Consider the following 23532-nt stretch of genomic DNA (forward strand, 5'->3'; position numbering starts at 1 on the left):
GCGGAGTTTACAGCCGCATCCGTCGCTGTGAAGCCCGAAAACCGTGAAAGTCAGCTGAAAGGTTAGCGAAAGGTAAGCCGGTTAGAGTCCAGCCACGGACAGTTTCGACTGCCGTCGCTACCGCACATAGCGTACGAAAAACGCCTCGAAGCGTTTTCGCCAAATAAGAACAATAAACGGAGTATGTCACCATGCTGTCCATGCAGCTTCAGGCTCGCCCGCCTGTTCGTTTTTCCCGCCTCAGCCAGACCGCCCTTGTCAGTGCCGCCGCCCTCGCCGGCTTTTCGCCGTTGAGCCAGGCTGCCTTCTTCGAAGACAGTAAGGCAACCTTCGAAACCCGCAACATGTATTTCAATCGCGACTTTCGCGACGGCACCAGCGCCCAGCAATCCAAGCGGGACGAATGGGCCCAGGGGTTCATGCTCAATCTGCAATCGGGTTACACCGACGGCACCGTGGGGTTCGGTGTCGATGCGCTGGGCATGCTGGGGGTAAAACTCGATTCGAGTCCGGACCGCACCGGTACCGGCCTGCTGCCAACCCATGACGACGGGCGCGCGGCGAACGAGTATTCCAAGCTCGGCCTGACCGGCAAAGTGAAGATCTCCGCCACGGAACTGAAAATCGGCAGCCTGATTCCGGAACTGCCGATCCTCAAGCCCAACGACGGCCGCATTCTGCCGCAGACCTTTGAAGGCGGGATGCTGACCTCCAAAGAGATCAAGAACCTGACCTTCACCGGCGGGCGTCTGGAGAAAGCCAAGGACCGCGACAGCACCGACTTCGAGGACATCGCCCTCAACAACAAGAACAGCCGCTTCGCCGGCACCGTGGCAGGCAAGCATTTTGATTTTGGCGGCGTGGACTACAAGTTCACCGACAAGATCACCGGCAGCTACCACTTCGCTCAACTCGATGAAGTCTACAACCAGCACTTCCTCGGTGTTGTCGCTTCGCAACCGTTCGGCCCCGGTACTTTCGGTACCGATCTGCGATTTGCCATCAGCGACGACGAAGGCGCGGCCCGCGGCGGCAAAATCGACAACAAATCCCTGAACGGGCTGGTGAGCTACGCCTTGAACGGGCATAAACTCAGCGCCGGCTATCAGCACATGTCCGGCGACAGTGCCTTCCCCTACGTCGATGGCAGCGATCCGTACCTGGTCAACTTCGTGCAGATCAACGACTTTGCAGGCGCCGAAGAACACTCCTGGCAGGCACGTTACGATTACGACTTCGCCAAACTCGGCATCCCCGGCCTGAGCTTCATGAGTCGTTACGTGAGCGGTGACAACATCAAGCTCAAGAATGGCGACGAAGGCAAAGAGTGGGAACGCAACACCGAGATCAAATACGTCGTACAAAGCGGCGCCCTCAAGGACGTTGCCGTACGCCTGCGCAATGCCACCTACCGTTCCAACTACTCCGCTCGCGATGCCGATGAAGTGCGTCTGCTGGTGAGCTATAGCGTTGCCCTTTGGTAATTCAGTACGTCCATAACAAAAACTTAAGGAGACTTGAATGAACCTATCACTGCGTAAAGTTGCTCTGGCCACCGGCATCATGCTGCTCGCCGGCCAATTGATGGCCGAACCCAAACGCCCGGAATGCATCGCCCCGGCCTCGCCGGGCGGCGGTTTCGACCTCACCTGCAAACTGGCGCAAAGCGCGCTGGTCAACGAAAAACTGCTGACCAAACCGATGCGCGTGACCTACATGCCCGGCGGTGTCGGCGCGGTGGCGTACAACGCTGTGGTCGCTCAGCGCCCGGCCGATGCCGGTACGCTGGTGGCCTGGTCCAGCGGTTCGCTGCTGAACCTGGCGCAAGGCAAATTCGGGCGTTTCGATGAAAGCGCCGTGCGCTGGTTGGCGGCCGTTGGCACCAGTTATGGCGCCATCGCGGTGAAAAGCGATTCGCCCTACAAGACCCTGGACGATCTGGTCAAAGCCCTGAAGAAAGATCCGAGCTCGGTGGTGATCGGTTCCGGCGGTACTGTCGGCAGCCAGGACTGGATGCAAACCGCCCTGATCGCCAAGGCAGCAGGGATCAACCCGCGCGACCTGCGTTACGTCGCCCTCGAAGGCGGCGGTGAAATCGCCACCGCCCTGCTCGGCGGCCACATCCAGGTTGGCAGCACCGATATCTCCGACTCCATGCCACACATCCTGAGCGGTGACATGCGTCTGCTGGCGGTGTTCTCCGAGAAGCGTCTGGACGAGCCGGAAATGAAAGACATTCCGACCGCTAAAGAGCAGGGCTACAACATCGTCTGGCCGGTGGTTCGCGGCTTCTACCTCGGGCCAAAAGTCAGCGACGAAGACTACGCCTGGTGGAAAAACGCCTTCGACAAACTGCTGGCCTCCGAGGATTTCGCCAAGCTGCGCGATCAGCGTGAACTGTTCCCGTTCGCCATGACCGGCCCGGAGCTGGACACCTACGTGAAGAAGCAGGTCGCGGACTACAAAGTGCTGGCCAAAGAGTTCGGCCTGATCCAGTGATCGCCTCTGTCTAGCGGCTACGGCCCCGGTTCTCGGGGTCGTGGCCCAGGAGTTCCCCATGCTCATACAACGCATTTTTGCTTCGGTGCTGTTGCTGGCCTGTGTCGGCCTGGCGCTGATGGCGTGGCCGTATCAAGCGGCTTTTTCCTACGAACCGGTCGGGCCTCGCGCCTTCCCCCTGCTGATGCTCGGCCTGATGGGCCTGGCTTTGCTGTACATGGTGTTTCGGCCGGCACCGATCGTGCACAGCGATGACGACCCGAAACTGGACCGCGAAACCCTGATCAAGATCGGCATCTGCGTGGCGCTGTTGCTGGTGTTCGCCGGGGCCTTCGAACCCCTTGGTTTCATCGTCGCCAGCATTCTGATCGGGGTCCCGATGGCACGCCTGTATGGCGGCCGCTGGCTGCCCAGCGCGGTGATCATCAGCCTGATGGCCATCGGTCTTTATCTGCTGTTCGACAAGTTGATGGACGTGCCACTGCCGTTGGGCGTGCTCGACGTTCTGGAGAACTGATATGGATACTCTTGGCTATTTGGGTCAGGGCTTCGGCGTTGCGCTGAGCCCGTACAACCTGGTGACCGCACTGTGCGGCACCTTGATCGGCACCGTCGTCGGCCTGCTGCCGGGGCTGGGTCCGATCAACGGCGTGGCGTTGCTGATTCCGATTGCGTTCGCCCTCGGCCTGCCACCGGAGTCGGCGTTGATCCTGCTGGCGGCGGTGTACCTGGGTTGCGAATACGGCGGCCGGATCAGCTCGATCCTGCTGAACATTCCGGGCGAAGCCTCCACCGTCATGACCACCCTCGACGGTTACCCGATGGCCCGCAAGGGGCTGGCGGGTGTGGCACTGTCGCTGTCGGCGTGGAGTTCGTTCATCGGTGCCTTCATCGCGACTTGCGGCATGGTGCTGTTCGCCCCGTTGCTGGCGAAATGGGCGATTGCCTTCGGACCGGCGGAGTATTTCGTGCTGATGGTGTTTGCGATTGTCTGTCTCGGTGGCATGGCCGGCGACCGACCGCTCAAGACCTTCATTGCAGCGCTGATCGGTCTGTTTCTGTCGAGCGTCGGGATCGACGCCAACAGCGGCGTATACCGTTTCACCGGGGACAACATTCATCTGACGGACGGCATTCAGTTCGTCGTGCTGGTATTGGGCCTGTTCTCCATCAGCGAAATCCTGTTGCTGCTGGAAAAAACCCACCGTGGCCAGGAAGCGGTGAAAGCCACCGGGCGCATGATGTTCAACTTCAAGGAAGCCTCGGCGGTGTTCGTGGTGAACATCCGTTGCGGTTTGCTGGGCTTCATCATGGGCGTGTTGCCGGGTGCCGGCGCGACGCTGGCCAGCGCGGTGGCCTACATGACCGAGAAACGTATCGCCGGTGCCAAGGGCACTTTCGGCCAAGGCGACATGCGTGGCCTCGCGGCTCCGGAAACCGCCATCGGTGGCGCGGCCTGCGGTGCCCTGGTGCCGATGTTGACTCTTGGTGTTCCGGGTTCGGGTACCACGGCAGTGATGATCGGCGCACTGTCGCTGTACAACATCACCCCGGGTCCCCTGTTGTTCCAGCAGCAACCGGACATCGTCTGGGGCCTGATTGCGTCGTTGTTCATCGCCAACGTGATGTTGGTGATCCTCAATATCCCGATGATCCGCGTCTTCACCCGCATCCTCGCCGTGCCGAACTGGGCACTGGTGCCGGTGATCGCGATCATCACCGGGATCGGCGTCTACGCCGTACACGCTACAACCTTCGACCTGTTCCTGATGATCGGCATCGGCATCTTCGGCTACATCCTGCGCAAGCTGGACTTCCCGTTGTCGCCAGTGCTGCTGGGCTTCATCCTCGGTGGTCTGATGGAGCAGAACCTGCGCCGCGCGCTATCGATTTCCAACGGTGCTCTGGAAATCCTCTGGTCGAGCCCGATCACATTCGGTTGCTGGGTGCTGACTGCAATCATGTTGCTGATGCCACTGCTGCGCATCTGGCGCAAACGTTCGGTCGCCCGGCGCGCTATCGCCGATGTCTGATCGAACACCTTTCAAAGCCTGGTGGGGTACACCGCTGGTCGGTCTGCTGGGCGGTTATCTCGCCAGCCAGATCGGCTGGCCTCTACCGTGGATGGTCGGCTCGTTACTGGCGATTATCCTCGTCCGCTGCCTGACCCCCTGGCAATTGGCGGAAATCCCTGGCGGGCGCAAGTGCGGCCAGTGGGTTGTCGGCATCGGCATCGGCCTGCACTTCACCCCGGTGGTGATGGAGCAGGTGCTGAGCCACTTTGGTCTGATCTTCTTCGGTGCGTTAGTCACCAGCCTGTCCGCGGTGGTCGGGGTCTGGTTGATGCGGCGTACCGGCGAAGATCGCGCCACAGCGTTCTTTTCCAGCATGCCCGGTGGCTCCGGGGAGATGGTCAACCTCGGCGCCCGCAACGGCGCGGTGCTCAGCCGTGTTGCCGCGGGGCAAAGCTTGCGGGTGCTGGTGGTGGTGCTGTGTGTGCCGGCGGCGTTCAAATATCTGTTGGGCGACGGTGCGCCGGTCTTGCATGCTGCGACCGTCAACTGGTGGTGGCTGGCCCTTCTGTTCCCGGCGGGCGCCCTGGCCGCCTGGATCTGGGAGCGCCTGCGGCAACCCAACCCCTGGCTGTTCGGGCCGTTGCTGGTGAGTACGGCAGTGAGCATTGGTTGGGACCTGCACATCGGCCTGCCCAACGGCGGCAGTCAGATCGGCCAGTGGCTGATCGGCAGCGGGTTGGGCTGCCACTTCAATCGACAGTTCTTCCGACGGGCGCCGTCCTTCATGGGCCGGACCCTGATCGGCACGGTCTTGACCATGTTGATCGCCACGCTGGCGGCGCTGGGTTTGAGTGTATTGACCCATCTGGATCTGCGTTCGCTGACGCTGGGCATGATGCCCGGCGGGATTGCCGAGATGAGTTTGACGGCTGAGACCCTGCAATTGTCGGTGCCGCTGGTGACGGCGATGCAGGTGATGCGGCTGTTGTTCGTGTTGTTTTTGGCGGAGCCGTTGTTCAGGTATTGGGCCAAGCAGCCCTGAATGACAAAAAACGGAGGTTCAGCAGAGCATCTCATACTTGCTGCCGTAGAGTTTGCTACCATCTCTAGCTTCGGGAGAGGTTGAACCTATGCATATTCAAACGCTGAAGATACAAAACTTTCGTTGCTTCGAAACCGCAACCGTCGAATTCAATCTGCCCGATACCGAGAACCTGCAATATCCCAATGTGAATGTCTTGTTGGGGGACAACGGCCTGGGGAAGACTAGTGTTCTGCGAGCGGTGGCCTTAGCAGTTTTGAGTCCACTCCTCAGCGGCTCCTCTGGATTCGTCCCCGCAGGATTTATTCGGCAACATCCCCGCCCCCAAAATGCACCACTCCTCGATCTCACGAAGCATGAGCCAACCAGCATTGATGCAGGCATCATTTCAACGGTAGAAGAAAAAAACTCAAAAAAAACATCATGGTCCATGCCTGAACGGTATGCGATAAAAACGTCTATACGCGCTCTTAGCACCTCCGAGCGACTGACGTGGAATATCTCACCAAAAACGTCAATAGATGCCATCGAGCACATGCAGTTCGATGAACAATCCCCTGCATTTTTCATAGTCGGTTACGGGGCAACCCGGCGGGTGGAGAGTTCATCGCGGGTTGATGAGAGTGCTCGGACCAAGTCACGGGCTCGTCGATATGAACGCGTCGCCAGTCTATTTGAAGATCATGTGACGCTCATGCCGCTTTCTTATTGGCTTCCCGCGTTTGCAGAACAAAACAAAGGGCGATACACGCAAGTCATAAACTTGATTAACGATTTGCTTCCCGCAAAGTGCAAAATTCAAAAAACGGCAACCCAGACTCAGTATGGACGAGAACACCTATTCGAAATAAATGGCATTGCATTGCCTTTCGGAGCGTTATCGGATGGTTTCAGAGCCTATATCGGCTGGATCGGCGACATGCTGTTCCATGTCTGCCAAGGTGTAGCATCCGGATTAAAACTACGTGAAATGCGTGGAATAGTCATGGTCGACGAAATCGATCTGCACCTTCATCCCGAATGGCAGCGCAGCGTAGTTCCCACGCTGGCCAAGGCGCTCCCCAACGTTCAGTTCATTCTGACGACCCATAGTCCGCTGGTTGTCGGCTCATTGATGTCGCAAAACCTGTTTGTGCTGGCCGAGGAAAACGGCTCGACTATTGTCAAACGTCTGCCTGAACATGTACGTGGAAAAAGCGCAGAGCAAATTCTGCTGTCGCCTTATTTCGGCCTTGAAAGCACCCGGGCCACCCCCACCGCAACCGCCCTCAGTCAACTGGCGCGCAGTGCTGTTTCCGGAAATACCAAAGCGTCTGTCGACTACCTGAGAATTCTCGCCGAAGGCATGAGTTTCGAAGAAATGGCCGGACCTGATAAACCGAAGGCGACCGCAGCTCGACGCGCGCCCAAAAAGCCGTCGAGGCCGGCAAAATGATTCGTTACGCCATCTCAGAGTCTGACCTGATTGCATTGATCAACAGCGAAAAACCAAGCTGGATGGGTCGCGCCCAGCAACGAATCCAGAGCTATATCGCTGCGGGCGGCTATACCGATGACACGGATTTCTGGGGGGAGATCAAACAGGTCTACATTACGCTACAGCATGAAAAATGCGCGTACTGCGAAACCAAACTTCAAGGGGCGGTACTGGCGAGCAAAGTCCACGAAGTAGAACACTATCGACCCAAAAGTGAAGTCAAGGCGTGGCCCAACCACAACGTTGTTCACTGGAAAGACTTTACGCCTGCCTGGGCCACTGGGACAGCCAGCAACATCGGTTACTACAAGCTTGCGTACCATCCCCAGAACTATGCCATTGCTTGCACCCGCTGCAATTCGACACTTAAATCCAGCTATTTTCCGATTCGCGGTAACCGCGACACTCAGAACGGCAATCCGGCGAACATGCAGGGCGAGTCGGCATTGTTGCTCTATCCAGTTTCATTGACCGACCCCGACGACCCTCAAGACATCATCACCTTTGAAGGGGTGCTAGCAGTTCCAAAACACAGCGCCGGACCAGCCTACGAGCGTGCAGTCACCAATATCGAGTTCTTCCAACTTAACCATGAAGATCTCACTTCACGCAGGGCCGTAGAAATTAGGACACTTTGGTTAGCACTGCAAATGTCCAAAAACAACCCACAAGACAAGCAGATGTATGACGACACAATCTCATTGATGTGCGGTCCCGAAAGTCCGTTCAGTTCGTGCGTGTCAGCCTTTTTTGCACTCAGTCAATCCGACTATCCAGCTGCGGAAACGATGGCAAGATTCATCATAAAAGCGTTGTTAACGAAACAATCGCTAACACCCTGATTCCTGCGACCTGGACAATCAGCCATCAAAGCCGCTCAAACCGGCGGCAAGCGCCACTCAATCGGCGTCTCGCCATTCTGTTCCAGAAACTTGTTCGCCCGACTGAAATGCCCGCAGCCGAGGAAGCCGCGATAAGCGGACAGCGGCGACGGGTGGACCGACGTCAGTACCAGGTGTTTGGTGGCATCGATGAGTTTCTGCTTGCTCTGGGCATGCGCCCCCCACAGCAGGAACACCAGATGTGGCTGGTGCTCGCTGACCACTTCGATAATCCGGTCGGTAAAATACTGCCAGCCCTTGCCTGCATGGGCGTTGGCATTCGCTCGTTCCACGGTCATGGTGGTGTTGAGCATCAACACGCCCTGCTCCGCCCAACTCTGCAGGTAGCCGTGGTTGGGGATGTCGATGTTCAGGTCGCGTTTCAACTCTTTATAGATGTTCACCAGCGACGGCGGCGCCGGTACGCCCGGTTGCACCGAGAAGCACAACCCATGGGCCTGACCGGGGCCGTGGTATGGATCCTGCCCGAGGATGACCACCTTGACCTTGTCCAGCGGCGTGGAATTGAGCGCGTTGAAAATCAACGGTCCCGGCGGATAGATCTCCTTGCCCGCCGCGCGCTCCTGTTGCAGGAATGTGCGCAACTCTGCCATGTAAGGCTGGTCGAATTCGGCACGCAGGGCCTCCTTCCAGCTCGGTTCGAGTTTGATACGGTCGTCAGCAGTCATGGTTACATCCGGCAAAAACAATGGGGCGAACCCTAGGAAAGCCCATCACGCTTGTCAATTGATCTGACGCAGATCCGGCATTTTCCTATAGAGCGATCATACTGAACGCTCAAATTCCCGATCGAGGTCATGATGAATCTGCACTTCGAAGAACTCACCGGCACCGACGGCGCACGCATCGGCATCGCCAGCCTGGATGCCGAAAAGTCCCTCAACGCCCTCTCCTTGCCGATGATCAACGCCTTGCGCGATCAACTGGACGCCTGGGCCAAGGAACCACAGATCGTTTGTGTACTGCTGCGCGGCAATGGCGACAAGGCCTTTTGCGCTGGCGGTGAAGTGCGCAGTCTGGTGGAAGCGTGTCGCGCCCATCCCGGGGAAGTACCGCCCTTGGCTGCGCACTTCTTCGCGGCAGAATATCGCCTCGACTTCAAGTTGCACACCTACCCGAAACCGTTGATCTGCTGGGGTCATGGTTACGTGTTGGGTGGCGGCATGGGGCTGCTGCAAGGGGCGGGCATTCGGGTTGTCACGCCGAGCAGCCGGTTGGCGATGCCGGAGATTGGCATCGGCTTGTACCCGGACGTCGGCGCCAGTTGGTTTCTGTCGCGGCTGCCCGGCAAGCTCGGGTTGTTTCTCGGCCTGACCGGCGCCTGGATGAACGGTCGCGATGCGATCGATCTGGACCTGGCCGATCGCTTTTTGCTCGACGAACAACAGCAAGAGCTGATCGAAGGCTTGCTGCAATTGAACTGGCAGGAACAGACCGCCATGCAGCTCAACAGCCTGCTCAAGGCCTTGCAACAAGAAGCACTCGTAAAAATGCCGGAAGCGCAGTGGCTGCCACGACGCCAGCAGATCGACGAGTTGCTGGATGTCAGCGATGTTCGTTGTGCCTGGAAGGCCATCAGTGCGCTACGCGTTCATAAAGACCCGCTGCTCAGTCGTGCGGCCTGCACCATGATCGAAGGCTCACCCCTGACCGCTCATCTGGTGTGGGAACAGATCGCCCGCGCCCGGCACCTGTCACTGGCTCAAGTCTTTCAGATGGAATACACCATGAGCCTCAATTGCTGCCGTCATCCGGAATTCAGCGAGGGCGTGCGTGCGCGGTTGATCGACAAGGACCAGAAACCTCACTGGCACTGGCCGGATATCAATACGGTGCCGGAAGCTGCGGTGGAAGCGCATTTTCACAAGGTCTGGGAAGGTCGGCATCCGTTGGCGGATCTGTCGGAATACTGATATCCAGGCACAAAAAAGCGGCGCTTCATGCGCCGCTTTCTATTGAGGAGTTAGCGACGGCCGCCTCGGCCATCGTTATCGCCATGATCGCCTCTTCCGCCATGGTGATCCCGTCCACTGTGGCCCCGAGAATCGTCGTTCCAGTTGCCGCGACTATGGCCGCCCCAACCGTCGCGACGACCATCCCAACCACCGCGGTCATGACGGTCCCATCCGCGATTCTGGTTGCCGCGGTAGTCGTAATAGCGCGGTGCCGGTTGATAAACCCGCGGCTGGTAGTAATAACGTGGCGATGGCTGGTAATACCGTGCAGGCGGCGAGTAGTACCTGCGCGGAGCTGTGTAGTAACCACCATCGGAGTAATACGGCGCCGGGGACGTGTAGACATCCGAGCGGTAGTAGCTGTCGCCATCGGAATAGGGCACGCACGCACCAAGAAACAATCCCGATAGAACGATCAGCAGAATATGGCGGAGCTGTTTTCGACAGAGCATGGCGGCCTCCTGGACCGCGAGTGAGCCATACCAGCGACGCTGGCAGGCGACAGTCAATTGTTCGGCGACTGTCGAAAGATCAGACAGTGAAATCGGGATCTGGTGCGTTTCTGCAACACGTAGAAACAAGTAGCCGATGAAAGGTTTTTCATCCTGCGCAAAAGAAAACGGCGCCTCCGCAAGACGGACGCGCCGTTGTATTCATGAGCTGATTAATGGTGCCAGCGATTGTATCCACCGCCGTAATGACCAGGTCCGTGTCCACCGTAGTAATAATAGCGATAGCCACCGTAAACACGCGGCCCGTAATAGCCGCCGTAATAGTAAGGCGAGTAATAGCCGGGGTAGTAATAAGGTGCCGGATAAGCATCGGCAGGACCTACGTAGTAGTAACACCCGGACAGACCCAAACCAAAAAACACACTGAGCAGTATTTGGCGGAGCTTTTTCTGACAGAACATGGAGGCCTCCTGAAAGACCTGCAACGGCAGTCGAGTCACACCTGTTTTGACTTTAAAACAGGCTCCGAGTGCCTGATCGCATCGACCTTCAGATCAGCGGCTAGCCGTCCTTCTACGGTGCATGCCCATGCGCAGCGCACCATGACAAGGCAAAGCGCCCTGTCCCTTTGATCTCCCCCCACCCTTCCATGCCCCAGCCAGAGCGCTCAAGCCAACTTGGCACGGCTCTCGCTTAACCAAAGGCGTGCAGGAGTCATCACAGGTTCGCGGCACCACAATTTGCAATGGCTGACTAGGGTTCCGGCTCGCAATCGCGAGTGACTGGTCCGAGAGTTGGCGACCTCCAGTTGAGGTTACACGGCGGGACAAAAGCCCGGGAGACAAGCCACCGTTCGCGGTGCCGCTGCCTTCCTGTCCGCCCTTGATCAACTGGAGAACCATCCCATGTCCCGACTTCGTTTACCCGCCCTGTTCGCCGCTGCTTTTGCAGCTCTTGTAAGTGTCTCGTCCCAGGCCGCACAGAAAGACCATTTCAGCGTCTGCTGGACTATCTACGCCGGCTGGATGCCCTGGGAATATGCCGGCAGCCAGGGCATCGTCGACAAATGGGCGAAAAAGTACGGCATCAAGATTGATGTGGTGCAGCTCAACGACTACGTCGAATCCATCAACCAATACACCGCCGGCCAATTCGACGGCTGCACCATGACCAACATGGACGCGCTGACCATTCCGGCTGCCGGTGGCGTCGACAGCACGGCGCTGATCGTCAGCGACTTCTCCAATGGCAACGACGGCATCGTGCTTAAAGGCGAAGGCAAGAAAGTCGCTGACCTCAAAGGCATGGACGTCAATCTGGTTGAGCTGTCTGTCTCCCATTACCTGTTGGCCCGTGCTCTGGATTCGGTAGACCTCACCGAGAAAGACCTGAAAGTGGTCAACACCTCCGACGCCGACATCTCCGCCGCGTTCAACACCGAACAGGTCAACGCCGTCACCACCTGGAACCCGATGCTCTCGGACATCAAGGCCAAGCCTGCGGTGACCGAAGTGTTCAATTCCAGCCAGATCCCCGGCGAAATCATGGACATGATGGTGGTCAACAGCGCCACCCTCAAAGACAACCCGGCCCTGGGTAAAGCCCTGACCGGCGCCTGGTTCGAAGTGGTTGAGTTGATGAACGCGAAAAACGCCGCCAGCCAAGCCGCCCTCGAACACATGGCCAAAGCCTCGGGTACTGACCTGGCCGGTTTCCAGGCGCAACTCGACACCACCAAACTGTTCGCCACGCCCAAAGAAGCCCTGGCGTTCTCCACCAGCAAGCAACTGCCCGACACCATGCGCAAGGTCGCCGAGTTCTCGTTCCAGCACGGCTTGCTGGGTGAAGGTGCCAAGGACACCAGCGCCATCGGCATGGCCTTCGCCAATGGCGTGACCAGCGGCGATAAAGGCAACCTCAAGCTGCGCTTCGACCCGACTTACGTGCAGATGGCCGCCGACGCCAAGCTGTAAGACAGGAGGAGCTGGCCATGCGCCTGATCAATCGCCACCCGGATCGCCCGAGTCGCCTGCTGTTGGTGATCCTGCCGTTCGCCCTGGTGCTGTTCGCCTACTTCATGGGCTCGGCCGAACGGCTGATGGACAACCCCAACGACAAACTGCTGCCCAGTGCCGTGCAGATGACCGACGCGGTGAAGCGCCTGGCCTTCACCGCCGACACCCGCACCGGTGAATACCTGCTCTGGCAAGACACCGCCTCCAGCCTGCGGCGGTTGGCCATCGGCCTCGGCATCAGTGCGTTGGCCGGGCTGTGCCTGGGCATCGCCGCCGGTACGCTGCCGCTGTTTGGCGCACCGTTGTCGCCCGTGCTGACGGTGCTGTCGATGGTGCCGCCGCTGGCGATTCTGCCGATTCTGTTCATCGTGTTCGGGTTGGGAGAGTTGTCGAAAGTGATGCTGATCGTGATCGGCATCACTCCGTGCCTGGCCCGTGATCTGGAACAGCGCGCCCGGGAAATTCCTGTGGAATTGCTGATCAAGGCGCAGACCCTCGGTGCTTCAACCTGGACTCTGATGCTGCGTGTGGTGCTGCCGCAATTGCTGCCGCGCCTGCTGATCTCGTTGCGACTGATGCTCGGCTCGGCGTGGTTGTTTTTGATCGCCGCCGAAGCCATCGCCTCCACGGACGGTTTGGGTTACCGGATCTTCCTGGTGCGCCGCTACCTGGCGATGGACGTGATTCTGCCCTACGTGGTGTGGATCACCCTACTCGCCTGGCTGATGGACTGGGGCCTCAAGCGCCTGACCCAACGGGCCTTTCCCTGGCACCAAGGTGCCTCCAAATGAGTTATGAAGGGGCGCGGGCATGAGCTTCATCACAGTGAAAAACGTCTGGCAGCAATACGCCGATCAAGTGGTGCTTGAAGGGCTGAACCTGAGCGTCAACGAAGGTGAGTTTTGCACCTTGGTCGGCGCGTCAGGTTGCGGCAAATCGACCTTCCTGCGGCTATTGCTCGGCCAGGAACGCGCCAGTCGCGGCGAGATTCTGTTGGACGGTCAGGCATTGGCTGGCGAACCGGATTCGAGCCGTGGCGTGGTGTTCCAGCGCTACTCGGTGTTCCCGCACCTGACCGTGCTGGACAACGTCGCCCTCGGCCTCGAACTCCCGCGCTCGCCATTACTGGGGCGGTTGTTCGGCAGCGCTAAAAAAGAGGCACGCGAACACGCCTCAGTGTTGCTGCACAAAGTCGGTCTCGGTCACTCGCTGGACAAGTACCCGGCGCAACTCTCCGGTGGCATGCAACAACGGCTGGCGATTGCCCAGGCATTGATCATGAAGCCGCGGGTCTTGCTCCTCGACGAACCGTTCGGCGCCCTCGATCCGGGCATCCGCAAAGACATGCACAGCCTGCTGCTGGAGCTGTGGCGCGAGACGCAACTGACGGTGTTCATGGTCACCCACGACCTGTCCGAAGGTTTCAGTCTCGGCACCCGTTTGCTGGTGTTCGACAAGGTCCGTGTCGACCCGCACGCCCCCGGCGCCTATGGCGCACGCATCACCTACGACATCCCTTTGAACAGCGACCGCCGCGCCAACCGCGCCGCCGTCGACGCCCTGCCAGCTCAGTTGGCAGGCACGCTTCGTATCGCTTAGAGGAATCTGCATATGACTGATTCGACCCAACTGTTCCCGCCGTTCGCCGAAGAAATGCTCCCCGGCGGCGGCCATCGTTCATTCGTCCTGAAACGCGGCCAATTGCTGCGCCTGACTGACCTGCGCGGCGGTGCCAACGTCAGCCTGACGTTGCTCAACGCCAACGAAAAAACCGAACGCCTGAACCTGCCCGACAGCCTCAAATGCCAACACACCGCCAAGCTCACCAGCGGCCATTGCCTGTACTCGGACATGGGTCGCGTGCTGGCGGCCATCACCGCCGACACCTGTGGCTGGAGCGACAGCCTCGGCGGCGTGCTCTGCGCTGAAGAAGTCGCACAAAAATATGGCCAGGGCCGCTATCAGGAACTGCGCAACGGCTTCTTCCGCAACGGCACCGACAACTTGTTGGTGGAGCTGGGCAAGTGGGGACTGGGCCTGTCCGACCTGCTGATGACGCTCAACCTGTTCAGCCGGGTGAACGTCGATGAGGCTGGCCGCTTCCACTTCGTCGAAGGCAATTCCAAGGCCGGTGATTACATCGAGTTGTACGCGCCGATGGACACCCTGGTGGTACTCACCGCGTTGCAACACCCGATGGATCCGTCGCCGGAATACGCACCGAAACCGCTGAAGCTGAGCTGGATGAACGCCGATGCCAGCGTCGCCGAACACTGCCGCACCTCGCGCCCGGAAAACGAGCGCGGCTTCATCAACACCGACCGTCTGTTCGCCTGAGGATCGCTGCCATGTCACTCGCTATCGCCACCGCCCACAAGCAACCAGAAACAGCGGTCTACCGCGCCACCATCCCGGCCGGTGAACCCTGGCTGATGGAGGTCAAGGCCGGCCAGACCCTGCGTATCCTCGACCTGGAAGGCAATCAGGCGGTCGACACTTTGTTCTACAGCCTTGCCAATCCCAGGGAACGCTATGACGTGCAACGCACGTTGCGTCGGCAGAACAGCGTCTACCTGAGCACTGGCAGCGTGCTCTATTCCAACCTCGGCAAGCCAATGCTGACCATCGTCGAAGACACCTGCGGGCGTCACGACACCCTCGGCGGTGCCTGCGCACAAGAGAGCAACACCGTGCGTTACGCCCTGGAAAAACGCTACATGCACAGCTGCCGCGACAACTACCTGCGCGCCTGCGCCCACGACGGGCGCCTGGGTAAGGGCGACATCGGGCCGAACATCAATTTCTTCATGAATGTGCCGGTGACGGCCGATGGCGGGCTGACGTTTGAAGACGGGATTTCAGCGCCCGGCAAATACGTCGACCTGCGCGCCGAGATGGACGTGATCGTGCTGATCTCCAACTGCCCGCAACTGAACAACCCGTGCAACGCCTACAACCCCACGCCTGCGGAGCTTTTGGTATGGAACTGAAACTTGCGCGTTTGCGGCGGTGGTTGTTTGCCCTGTGTCAGGCCCGCTCCGGCCAGTGCCTCAAACAACGCTGATCCCTGTGGCGAGGGAGCTTGCTCCCGCTGGGTCGCGAAGCGGCCCCAAACCCTGCTATCGCGCTATGTCTGACGGACCACAGCAGCAGGTTTTGCGACTGCTGCGCAGCCGAGCGGGACGGTGCGGCGATCCGACAAGCTCCCTCGCCACAAAAAAGCGTGAATTTTGTTCATCCGGGACGGCCCGGGTGCATCTCGAAAAACTGCGGGACGGCCCGCATCCCAGGTCGAGGCTGATGCGCTATCGCCTCCAGGGGTTATGCCATGTTCAAAAAAGTCCTCATCGCCAACCGTGGCGCCATTGCCTGCCGCATTCTGCGGACCCTGCGAGAGTTGCAGGTCAAGGGCGTCGCGGTTTACTCCGAAGCCGACGCCGCCAGCCTGCATATCCTGCAAGCCGATGAAGCCCACAGCCTGGGCGAAGGCGCGGCGGCCGGCACTTACCTTGCCGTGGACAAAATCCTCGCCATCGCCAAATCCACCGGCGCTACGGCGATCCATCCCGGCTACGGATTCCTCTCGGAAAACGCCGCGTTCGCCGAGGCCTGCGAAGCAGCCAATATCGCCTTCATCGGCCCCACGCCTGAGCAACTGCGCGTGTTTGGCCTCAAACACACCGCCCGCGCCCTGGCCAAACAACACGGCGTGCCGATGCTCGAAGGCACCGAACTGCTCGACAGCCTTGACGCGGCATTGATCGCCGGCGAACAGGTCGGCTACCCGGTGATGCTCAAAAGCACCGCCGGCGGTGGCGGCATCGGTATGCGCGTGTGCCGCAGCGCCGCCGAATTGGGCGAATCCTTCGAAGCGGTCAAACGCCTCGGGCAGAACAACTTCAGCGACGCCGGTGTGTTCATCGAGAAGTACATCCAGCGCGCGCGACATCTGGAAGTGCAGGTGTTCGGCGACGGCCAGGGCGAGGTGATTGCCCTCGGCGTGCGCGACTGCTCGGTACAACGGCGCAACCAGAAAGTCCTTGAAGAAACCCCGGCACCCAACCTGCCCGACGGCATGGCCGAAGCGCTCTGCCTTGCCGCGATCAAACTCGCCAAGGCAGTGAATTACCGCAGCGCCGGCACCGTGGAGTTCGTCTTCGACAGTGACGCCCAGCGTTTCTATTTTCTTGAAGTGAACACCCGTTTGCAGGTGGAGCACGGTGTCACCGAGCAAGTGTGGGGCGTGGATCTGGTGCGCTGGATGGTGGAACTGGCGGCCGGAGATTTACCGCCATTGAACGCATTGAGCCAAGGCTTGAAAGCCGACGGCCACGCGATCCAGGCAAGGCTCTACGCCGAAGATCCGGGGCGGGATTTTCAACCGAGCCCCGGCCTGCTGACGGCGGTAAGTTTCCCCGTCGCCGATGGCAAACACCTGCGCATCGACACGTGGGTCGAGGCCGGTTGCGAGATCCCGCCGTACTTCGACCCGATGATTGCCAAGGTCATCCGCTGGGCGCCGACTCGCGAAGAAGCCCGCGCCGATCTGCTTCAAACCCTGGGCGACAGCCTGCTGTACGGGGTGGAAACCAACCGTGATTACCTGCGGCAAATTCTGCTCGATGTGCCCTTTACCAGCGGCCAGCCGTGGACCCGTTGCCTGGAAGCGCTGGTCTACCAGGCCAACACCTTTGAGGTGATCAGCGCCGGCACCCAGACCAGCGTTCAGGATTATCCGGGGCGTCTCGGTTACTGGGCGGTCGGCGTGCCGCCGTCGGGGCCGATGGACAACCGAGCGTTGCGTTTGGGCAACCTTTTGCTGGGTAACGACGAGGGTGCTGCAGCGCTGGAAATCACCATGAGCGGGCCGATGTTGCGCTTCAATTGTGATGCGGTTGTGGCGGTGACCGGTGCGCAGATTCCATTGACGCTGAACGGCGAAGCGGCGCCGATGAACACCTCGCTGCTGGTTCCGGCCGGTGCCACAGTGCATCTCGGCACAATCACCGGTGCAGGCGCTCGCAGCTATCTGTGCCTGCGCGGCGGCCTGCAAGTGCCGGATTATCTGGGCAGCAAAAGCACCTTCACCCTCGGTCAGTTCGGTGGCCATGGCGGTCGTGCGTTGCGGGCCGGGGACGTGTTGCATGTACCAGCCTTGATCGACCGTAGCGCGGGTATTCAATTGCCTGACGAACAGGTCACCGAGTTACCGGCGGTGCGGCAAATCCGGGTGATCTACGGCCCCCATGGCGCGCCGGAATACTTCACCGAACACTACATCGGCACGTTCTTCGCCACCCAATGGGAAGTGCATTTCAACTCCAGCCGCACCGGTGTGCGCCTGATCGGGCCGAAGCCGGAATGGGTGCGGGCCGATGGGGGTGAGGCGGGACTGCATCCGTCGAATATTCATGACAATCCGTATGCCATTGGCGCGGTGGATTTCACCGGTGATATGCCGGTGATCCTCGGTCCCGATGGTCCGAGCCTCGGTGGGTTTGTCTGCCCGGTGACGGTGATCGAAGCGGATCTTTGGCAGCTCGGGCAACTGAAGGCTGGAGACAAGGTGCAGTTCCAACCGGTCGATCTCGAGACCGCCCGTAACCTCGCCTTGAAATGGGATTCCTGTGGGAGCTGGCTTGCCTGCGATGAGGCCCGATCAGACACCGCATCAGCTTCATCGCAGGCAAGCCAGCTCCCACAGGGGGTTGTGTCGCCTGTGATGCTGGATATCGGCCAGGGAGATACACGGTTGGTCGCCCGGTTGTCGGGGGATACTCACCTGTTACTGGAAATCGGCGCACCTGAACTGGACCTGGTCCTGCGCTTCCGCGCCCACGCGCTGATGCAGGCATTGGAAGGCAAACGCCTGCACGGGGTAATCGACCTGACGCCGGGCATCCGTTCGCTGCAAGTGCACTACCAACCGGAGCAACTGCCGCTCGCCGATCTGCTGGGCATCGTCGCCGGTGAGTGGGACGCCGTGTGCGCCGCCAAAGACTTGCAGGTTCCCTCGCGCATCGTGCACCTGCCGCTGTCCTGGGATGACCCGGCTTGCCAGTTGGCCATCGAGAAATACATGACCACCGTGCGCAAGGACGCCCCATGGTGCCCGAGCAATCTGGAGTTCATCCGGCGCATCAACGACCTGCCGAACCTCGACGAAGTGCAGCGCACGGTGTTCGACGCCAGCTATCTGGTGATGGGGCTGGGCGATGTCTACCTCGGCGCTCCGGTCGCCACCCCGCTCGACCCACGGCATCGTCTGGTCACCACCAAATACAACCCGGCCCGCACCTGGACCGCCGAAAACTCGGTAGGCATCGGTGGCGCCTATATGTGCGTGTACGGCATGGAAGGCCCCGGTGGTTATCAATTCGTCGGCCGGACCTTGCAGATGTGGAATCGCTACCGCGAGGTCGCCGCGTTCGATGGCAAACCGTGGCTGCTGCGGTTCTTCGATCAAATCCGCTTCTACCCGGTAAGCGCCGACGAACTGCTGCGCATTCGACGGGATTTCCCGCTCGGGCACTTCGCGCTGAACATCGAGCACAGTCAGTTGAACCTGGCGGATTACCAGGCGTTTCTGGCGAAGGAAGCCAACAGCATTGCGGCGTTTCGAGATCAGCAAAAAGGTGCGTTCAACGCCGAGCGCGAGCGCTGGATTGCCAGCGGTCAGGCGCATTTCGACAGTGAAGAACCGGCGCCGCAAGTGACCGAAGAGGCACTGTTGGCCGACGGTCAGCAGAGCATCGACAGCCACATCGCCGGCAACCTCTGGCAGGTTCAGGTGGAGGTCGGCAGCCAAGTGGTCGCCGGAGATGTGCTAGTGATTCTGGAGTCGATGAAGATGGAAATCCCGCTGCTCGCGCCCATGGCCGGTGTGGTGCGCGAGATTCGTGTGCAACCAGGCTCGCCAGTGCGCGCCGGACAACGCGTCGTGGTGCTGGAACTCGACTGAAGCCATTTCAACAAGGATCTGAACCATGAACATCAATCTGCAACTCGACGCCCTGCGCAACGCTTACCGTGATGGCCACATCACGCCTCGGCAATTGCTGCCGAGCCTGCGGGAAAAAGCCGCGGCGCTGAACCCGGACTATCACTTGTTCATCCATTTACTCAGCGCGGAGGAACTGGAACCGTACCTCGCCGCCCTCGATGGTCGTGACCCAGGCAGCCTGCCGCTGTACGGCGTGCCGTTCGCGATCAAGGACAATATCGATCTGGCGGGCATTCCGACCACCGCGGCGTGCCCGGCGTTTGCCTACGTGCCGGAGCGTTCGGCGACCATCGTCGAGCAACTGCTGGCGCTGGGCGCGATCCCGCTGGGCAAGACCAATCTCGACCAGTTCGCCACCGGCCTCAACGGCAGCCGCTCGCCGTATGGCGCTTGCCCGAACAGCGTGTTGCCGGAATATCCGTCGGGCGGTTCCAGCGCCGGCTCTTCACTGGCGGTGGCGCTCGGCGTGGCGAGTTTTGCCCTGGGCACCGACACCGCAGGTTCCGGACGCGTACCGGCGGCGCTGAACAATCTGGTCGGTTTGAAAGCCACCAAAGGGCTGATCTCCACGGCCGGGGTGGTTCCGGCCTGTCGCACGCTCGATTGCGTCACGACCTTTACGGCCACGGCTCGGGAAGCCAGTCAGTTGTTGGCACTGACCGCTCATCTCGACCCACGGGATGAATACAGCCGCAGCAATCCGCTGTGGAATGACGGCTCGGCCTTCGGCACGCCGCGCGCGTTTCGTTTCGGTGTGCCCCGTGCGCAGGACCTGGCGTTCTTCGGCTGCCCTGAAGGCCCGTTGTTGTTTGGCGACGCCATCGACCAGCTTAAAGCCCTAGGCGGTGAAGCGGTCGAACTGGATTTGTCGCCCTTCCTTGAAGCGGCGCGGTTGCTCTACGAAGGGCCATGGGTGGCCGAGCGTTACAGCGTGGCCGGCAAATTGATGGAGCAAAATCCTCAAGCCGTATTGCCAGTGATTCGTGCCGTGCTGGCCAAGGCCCCGGCAGTGACCGGCGTGCAAACCTTCCGCGCCCACTACCGACTGCAAGCCTTGAAGGCGCTGTGCGACAGAGTATTGGAGGGCCTCGACTGCGTGCTGACGCCAACCATTGGCCGTCCGGTGACATTGGCGGAACTTGCCGCCGAACCGGTACTGCGCAACTCGGAACTGGGCTACTACACCAACTTCATGAACCTGCTCGATTACGCTGCCGTCGCCGTGCCCAGCGGATTGATGGGCAATGGTTTGCCATGGGGCGTGACCTTGTTTGGTCGCGCGTTTACCGATCAGTATCTGTTGAGCGTGGCAGATGCCCTGCAACGTCAGCAGGGCCTGGCGTCACCCGCACCGGCCGCCATCGCGCACAATGACCGGGCACGACTGGTGGTCTGCGGCGCGCACCTGGAGGGGCTGGCGCTGAACTGGCAACTCAAACAGCGTGGAGCGCGGCTGGTAGAAACAACTCAGAGCTCTCCCGACTATCAGCTGTATGCCTTGGCCGGCGGCCCACCGTATCGCCCCGGCATGGTCCGCGTTAAAGAGGGCGGCGTGGCGATTGCGGTGGAAGTCTGGGAATTGCCGAGCAGTGAATTGGGTTCGTTCCTGACCGGGATTCCGGCACCGCTGGGGCTGGGCAAGGTGCAACTGGCGGATGGGCGTTGGGAGAGCGGGTTTATCTGTGAGCCGTATGGGTTGGACGGGGCGGTGGAAATCAGTCATTTGGGCGGGTGGCGGGCGTATTTGAAAAGCCTGGGTTGATCGCCTGATCACCGGCAAGACTCCTTCAGGAATGTGCGGGCGTTAGCTTGCACATGGCGGCTTGCGGGACGATCATGCGCAGCTCGGGCCAAGCAAACCGGCCATTACCGAATGCCCCTTTCATGAATAAGCCTGATCTCTGCCCGGCCTGCGGCGCCTCCAACGACTGCAGCCTGGCCGACCCACGAACCGTCGATCGTGCCTGCTGGTGCTACGGCGTCAGCATCGACCCGGCGGTGTTCGAAACGCTGCCGGCCGAGCTGCGCGACAAGTCCTGCCTGTGCCCGGCCTGCGCCCGGGTCGAGGCGCAGTTGCAAGCAGCCGCCTGGCCGATCACGTAACATACACAGCCCTTTTCCCACCGATCCCTGGCCATGCGCGTTGACCGTTTCCTCAGCAACCTGCCCCGCTTCAACCGCAAGCAGGTACGCCTGTTGCTGGTGGAAAAGCGCGTCAGGGTCGACGGAAACATCGTCAGCGACCCTCACGCCGAGGTTCTCGAGTTCAGCCGGGTGGAAGTCGACGACGAAGTGCTGCAGGTCGGCAAACCGGCCCGCTACTTCATGCTGCACAAACCGCCCGGTTGCGTCAGTGCCACCCGCGACCCGCAACACTCGACGGTGCTCGACCTGATCCATGAAGCGGACAAGGATGACCTGCACATCGCCGGTCGCCTGGACTTCAACACCACCGGCCTGATGCTGATCACCAACGACGGCACCTGGTCGCGACGCCTGACCCAGCCGCAGACCAAACTGCCCAAGGTCTACTACGTCGAGACGGAGCAGGAGATCACTGCCGACTACGCGATCACATTCGCCAAAGGCCTGTACTTCGCCTTCGAAGACCTCACAACCCAACCTGCCGAACTGGTCTTGCTCGGGGCAAAATCGGCGCGCCTGAGCATCGTCGAGGGCCGTTATCATCAGGTAAAACGGATGTTCGGCCACTTCGACAACAAGGTATTGCGCCTGCACCGCGAACGCATGGGGCCGCTGCTGCTCGACGACGCGCTGAAGCCCGGCGAATACCGGCCGTTGAGCGTCGAAGAGATCCGATTGATCTAAGCCGACGACCGCTCAGCAGAAGTTGTCGAACATTTTTCGAAAGATACTTGCGCGATGACGTGACCCCTGCTTGAATCAGGACGTCGGCGCGAAATGTGACCGACGAGTCACCAAAACTACTCTAAGAAACTTTTTGCCGGCAGAGAACCCTCAGGTTCCGCCTTCCCCCGGCAAACTGCCCGCTTATAACAATACCCGTCGACCGGCCTGCAATGGATCGACATGGGCCTTCAAAAATTCCAGGCGTATGCCTACCTGTCACAAAGCTCGTGCAATCTGATTTGCGCGCATACCCGCTTGCCAGGAGTCTTATGTCATGAGGCCAGAAATCGCTGTGCTGGATATACAGGGTCAGTATCGGGTTTACACGGAGTTCTATCGCGCAGACGCCGCAGAAAAGACCATCATTCTGGTCAACGGCTCGATGTCCACGACTGCGTCGTTTGCCCAAACCGTGAAAAACCTTTATCCGCAGTTCAATGTGGTGTGCTACGACCAGCCCTACGCGGGCAAGTCCAAGGCCCACAACCTGCATGAGAAAATGCTGACCAAGGAAATCGAAGGGCAGATCCTCCTGGAGCTGATCGACCACTTCGCGGCAGAACACGTGCTGTCGTTTTCCTTTGGTGGCGCCGCCACGCTCGTCGCCCTCGCCCACCGGCCACGGCGCATCGAAAAGGCTGTGATCAGTTCGTTCTCGCCGGTGGTCAACGAGCACATGCTCGACTACCTTCAGCGCGGTGTCGATTACCTCGGCAACCGGGACGGTGACCGCGTCGGCCATCTGGTGAACAGCACCATCGGCAAACACCTGCCTTCGCTGTTCAAGCGCTTCAACCACCGTCACGTCAGCTCGTTGGCCGAACACGAATACGGGCAGATGCACTTTCACATCAGCGACGTGCTCAACAGCGACCGCAACTGCTACCTGAACGCGGCAAAGAAAATCAATGTGCCAGTGCTGTTCATGAACGGCGAATGGGACGAGTACACCGCCCCCGCCGATGCCAGGCTGTTCGCCGGCCATGTGCAACACAGCACCTTCAGCACCCTTCAGGCCACCGGCCACTTCCTCGACATGGAACATAAAACTGCCTGCCAAGACAGCCGTAACGCATTGCTGGGCTTCCTGAAGCCGACGCAACACGAAAGCCGGCCGCGTTACCACTACGTCCAGGACCACCATGCATTGGCAATCTGAAACAGAGTCATCGCGAGCAAGCCCCGCCCTACTGTGTTGAACGCACTCCCGTAGGCGCGAGGCTTGCCCGCGAATGACCGCCAAGCGGTCCCTGTTTGTGTTTCACCCGGCGCTAAAGCCATCGCGCATAAAGAAAAACTTC

At 60.0% G+C, this 23532-nt stretch carries 21 protein-coding genes and 1 riboswitch; of the genes, 18 read left to right on the plus strand and 3 right to left on the minus strand.

What is annotated here, in order from left to right; genetic code table 11:
* Positions 1-191: 191 nt before the first annotated feature.
* The 7 genes from ACEN9A_RS22730 (at position 192) to ACEN9A_RS22760 (ending at position 7875) form a co-directional block, all read left to right on the plus strand.
* The gene (locus tag ACEN9A_RS22730; protein WP_413385998.1) at positions 192-1484 is read left to right on the plus strand and encodes an OprD family porin; all 1293 of its coding nucleotides are present in this window, start codon (positions 192-194) and stop codon (positions 1482-1484) included.
* Positions 1485-1521: 37 nt separating this feature from the next.
* A complete protein-coding gene (locus ACEN9A_RS22735) occupies positions 1522-2499 on the plus strand; it encodes a Bug family tripartite tricarboxylate transporter substrate binding protein (protein WP_019647978.1) in 978 nt (325 codons plus the stop codon).
* A gap of 58 nt (positions 2500-2557) precedes the next feature.
* On the plus strand, positions 2558-3016 hold the full coding sequence (locus ACEN9A_RS22740) for a tripartite tricarboxylate transporter TctB family protein (RefSeq protein ID WP_018926792.1): 459 nt from the start codon (positions 2558-2560) through the stop codon (positions 3014-3016).
* Between the two features lies 1 nt (position 3017).
* The gene (locus ACEN9A_RS22745) at positions 3018-4532 is read left to right on the plus strand and encodes a tripartite tricarboxylate transporter permease (RefSeq protein WP_007941428.1); all 1515 of its coding nucleotides are present in this window, start codon (positions 3018-3020) and stop codon (positions 4530-4532) included.
* Positions 4525-5556 carry an AbrB family transcriptional regulator gene (locus tag ACEN9A_RS22750; protein WP_258670812.1) on the plus strand — a complete coding sequence of 344 codons (1032 nt, stop codon included), beginning with the start codon at positions 4525-4527 and terminating at the stop codon, positions 5554-5556. Before ACEN9A_RS22745 ends, ACEN9A_RS22750 begins: the two co-directional genes overlap by 8 nt.
* Before the next feature lie 88 nt (positions 5557-5644).
* The gene (locus ACEN9A_RS22755) at positions 5645-6991 is read left to right on the plus strand and encodes an AAA family ATPase (RefSeq protein WP_258670814.1); all 1347 of its coding nucleotides are present in this window, start codon (positions 5645-5647) and stop codon (positions 6989-6991) included.
* Complete coding sequence (locus tag ACEN9A_RS22760) at positions 6988-7875, plus strand: hypothetical protein (protein ID WP_258670817.1); 888 nt, start codon at positions 6988-6990, stop codon at positions 7873-7875. Before ACEN9A_RS22755 ends, ACEN9A_RS22760 begins: the two co-directional genes overlap by 4 nt.
* A 35-nt stretch (positions 7876-7910) precedes the next feature.
* Here the strand turns inward: ACEN9A_RS22760 and ung are convergent, their stop codons facing one another.
* Entirely contained in the window at positions 7911-8603 is a 693-nt protein-coding gene (ung, locus tag ACEN9A_RS22765; RefSeq protein WP_007941426.1) for a uracil-DNA glycosylase, read from the minus strand.
* 132 nt (positions 8604-8735) lie between these two features.
* On the opposite strand from ung, the gene dspII reads away from it, so the two are divergent.
* Entirely contained in the window at positions 8736-9848 is a 1113-nt protein-coding gene (gene dspII / locus ACEN9A_RS22770; RefSeq protein WP_258670821.1) for an enoyl-CoA hydratase/isomerase DspII, read from the plus strand.
* Positions 9849-9898: 50 nt separating this feature from the next.
* On the opposite strand, the gene ACEN9A_RS22775 is transcribed toward dspII, so the two are convergent.
* Together ACEN9A_RS22775 and ACEN9A_RS22780 are read right to left on the minus strand one after the other, a co-directional pair.
* Positions 9899-10342: a hypothetical protein gene (locus ACEN9A_RS22775; protein WP_258670826.1), complete on the minus strand. Its 444-nt coding sequence runs from the start codon at positions 10340-10342 to the stop codon at positions 9899-9901.
* A 212-nt stretch (positions 10343-10554) separates the two neighbouring features.
* Positions 10555-10803 carry a hypothetical protein gene (locus ACEN9A_RS22780; protein ID WP_019647972.1) on the minus strand — a complete coding sequence of 83 codons (249 nt, stop codon included), beginning with the start codon at positions 10801-10803 and terminating at the stop codon, positions 10555-10557.
* A 281-nt stretch (positions 10804-11084) separates the two neighbouring features.
* Positions 11085-11185: riboswitch (guanidine-I (ykkC/yxkD leader) on the plus strand.
* Positions 11186-11247: 62 nt separating this feature from the next.
* Here ACEN9A_RS22780 and ACEN9A_RS22785 point away from each other — a divergent pair.
* The 10 genes from ACEN9A_RS22785 to ACEN9A_RS22830 all read left to right on the plus strand — a co-directional run bounded on the left by ACEN9A_RS22785 (position 11248) and on the right by ACEN9A_RS22830 (position 23390).
* The gene (locus ACEN9A_RS22785) at positions 11248-12315 is read left to right on the plus strand and encodes a putative urea ABC transporter substrate-binding protein (RefSeq protein ID WP_258670828.1); all 1068 of its coding nucleotides are present in this window, start codon (positions 11248-11250) and stop codon (positions 12313-12315) included.
* Between the two features lie 17 nt (positions 12316-12332).
* On the plus strand, positions 12333-13148 hold the full coding sequence (locus ACEN9A_RS22790) for an ABC transporter permease (protein ID WP_019580859.1): 816 nt from the start codon (positions 12333-12335) through the stop codon (positions 13146-13148).
* Positions 13149-13167: 19 nt separating this feature from the next.
* Positions 13168-13956: an ABC transporter ATP-binding protein gene (locus tag ACEN9A_RS22795; protein WP_258670831.1), complete on the plus strand. Its 789-nt coding sequence runs from the start codon at positions 13168-13170 to the stop codon at positions 13954-13956.
* Positions 13957-13968: 12 nt separating this feature from the next.
* Positions 13969-14694 (plus strand): urea amidolyase associated protein UAAP1, encoded by a 726-nt coding sequence (locus ACEN9A_RS22800; protein ID WP_096479655.1) that lies wholly within the window; start codon positions 13969-13971, stop codon positions 14692-14694.
* Between the two features lie 11 nt (positions 14695-14705).
* Positions 14706-15347: an urea amidolyase associated protein UAAP2 gene (locus ACEN9A_RS22805; RefSeq protein WP_019580862.1), complete on the plus strand. Its 642-nt coding sequence runs from the start codon at positions 14706-14708 to the stop codon at positions 15345-15347.
* Positions 15348-15685: 338 nt separating this feature from the next.
* A complete protein-coding gene (gene uca, locus ACEN9A_RS22810; protein WP_258670836.1) occupies positions 15686-19318 on the plus strand; it encodes an urea carboxylase in 3633 nt (1210 codons plus the stop codon).
* A gap of 25 nt (positions 19319-19343) precedes the next feature.
* Positions 19344-21122 carry an allophanate hydrolase gene (gene atzF, locus ACEN9A_RS22815; RefSeq protein WP_258670839.1) on the plus strand — a complete coding sequence of 593 codons (1779 nt, stop codon included), beginning with the start codon at positions 19344-19346 and terminating at the stop codon, positions 21120-21122.
* Positions 21123-21244: 122 nt separating this feature from the next.
* Positions 21245-21463: a cysteine-rich CWC family protein gene (locus tag ACEN9A_RS22820; RefSeq protein WP_019580865.1), complete on the plus strand. Its 219-nt coding sequence runs from the start codon at positions 21245-21247 to the stop codon at positions 21461-21463.
* 33 nt (positions 21464-21496) lie between these two features.
* Complete coding sequence (locus ACEN9A_RS22825; protein ID WP_258670842.1) at positions 21497-22189, plus strand: pseudouridine synthase; 693 nt, start codon at positions 21497-21499, stop codon at positions 22187-22189.
* 316 nt (positions 22190-22505) lie between these two features.
* Positions 22506-23390 (plus strand): alpha/beta fold hydrolase, encoded by an 885-nt coding sequence (locus ACEN9A_RS22830; protein WP_019647962.1) that lies wholly within the window; start codon positions 22506-22508, stop codon positions 23388-23390.
* Positions 23391-23532 lie beyond the last annotated feature (142 nt).

This window comes from Pseudomonas sp. Pseusp18 (assembly GCF_059506005.1).

Excerpts from the sequence above, each read along its gene's own strand:
- ACEN9A_RS22730 (WP_413385998.1), top strand. The coding sequence starts at position 192 with ATGCTGTCCATGCAGCTTCAGGCTCGCCCGCCTGTTCGTTTTTCCCGC.
- ACEN9A_RS22735 (WP_019647978.1), top strand. The coding sequence starts at position 1,522 with ATGAACCTATCACTGCGTAAAGTTGCTCTGGCCACCGGCATCATGCTG.
- ACEN9A_RS22740 (WP_018926792.1), top strand. The coding sequence starts at position 2,558 with ATGCTCATACAACGCATTTTTGCTTCGGTGCTGTTGCTGGCCTGTGTC.
- ACEN9A_RS22745 (WP_007941428.1), top strand. The coding sequence starts at position 3,018 with ATGGATACTCTTGGCTATTTGGGTCAGGGCTTCGGCGTTGCGCTGAGC.
- ACEN9A_RS22750 (WP_258670812.1), top strand. The coding sequence starts at position 4,525 with ATGTCTGATCGAACACCTTTCAAAGCCTGGTGGGGTACACCGCTGGTC.
- ACEN9A_RS22755 (WP_258670814.1), top strand. The coding sequence starts at position 5,645 with ATGCATATTCAAACGCTGAAGATACAAAACTTTCGTTGCTTCGAAACC.
- ACEN9A_RS22760 (WP_258670817.1), top strand. The coding sequence starts at position 6,988 with ATGATTCGTTACGCCATCTCAGAGTCTGACCTGATTGCATTGATCAAC.
- ung (WP_007941426.1), bottom strand. The coding sequence starts at position 8,603 with ATGACTGCTGACGACCGTATCAAACTCGAACCGAGCTGGAAGGAGGCC.
- dspII (WP_258670821.1), top strand. The coding sequence starts at position 8,736 with ATGAATCTGCACTTCGAAGAACTCACCGGCACCGACGGCGCACGCATC.
- ACEN9A_RS22775 (WP_258670826.1), bottom strand. The coding sequence starts at position 10,342 with ATGCTCTGTCGAAAACAGCTCCGCCATATTCTGCTGATCGTTCTATCG.
- ACEN9A_RS22780 (WP_019647972.1), bottom strand. The coding sequence starts at position 10,803 with ATGTTCTGTCAGAAAAAGCTCCGCCAAATACTGCTCAGTGTGTTTTTT.
- ACEN9A_RS22785 (WP_258670828.1), top strand. The coding sequence starts at position 11,248 with ATGTCCCGACTTCGTTTACCCGCCCTGTTCGCCGCTGCTTTTGCAGCT.
- ACEN9A_RS22790 (WP_019580859.1), top strand. The coding sequence starts at position 12,333 with ATGCGCCTGATCAATCGCCACCCGGATCGCCCGAGTCGCCTGCTGTTG.
- ACEN9A_RS22795 (WP_258670831.1), top strand. The coding sequence starts at position 13,168 with ATGAGCTTCATCACAGTGAAAAACGTCTGGCAGCAATACGCCGATCAA.
- ACEN9A_RS22800 (WP_096479655.1), top strand. The coding sequence starts at position 13,969 with ATGACTGATTCGACCCAACTGTTCCCGCCGTTCGCCGAAGAAATGCTC.
- ACEN9A_RS22805 (WP_019580862.1), top strand. The coding sequence starts at position 14,706 with ATGTCACTCGCTATCGCCACCGCCCACAAGCAACCAGAAACAGCGGTC.
- uca (WP_258670836.1), top strand. The coding sequence starts at position 15,686 with ATGTTCAAAAAAGTCCTCATCGCCAACCGTGGCGCCATTGCCTGCCGC.
- atzF (WP_258670839.1), top strand. The coding sequence starts at position 19,344 with ATGAACATCAATCTGCAACTCGACGCCCTGCGCAACGCTTACCGTGAT.
- ACEN9A_RS22820 (WP_019580865.1), top strand. The coding sequence starts at position 21,245 with ATGAATAAGCCTGATCTCTGCCCGGCCTGCGGCGCCTCCAACGACTGC.
- ACEN9A_RS22825 (WP_258670842.1), top strand. The coding sequence starts at position 21,497 with ATGCGCGTTGACCGTTTCCTCAGCAACCTGCCCCGCTTCAACCGCAAG.
- ACEN9A_RS22830 (WP_019647962.1), top strand. The coding sequence starts at position 22,506 with ATGAGGCCAGAAATCGCTGTGCTGGATATACAGGGTCAGTATCGGGTT.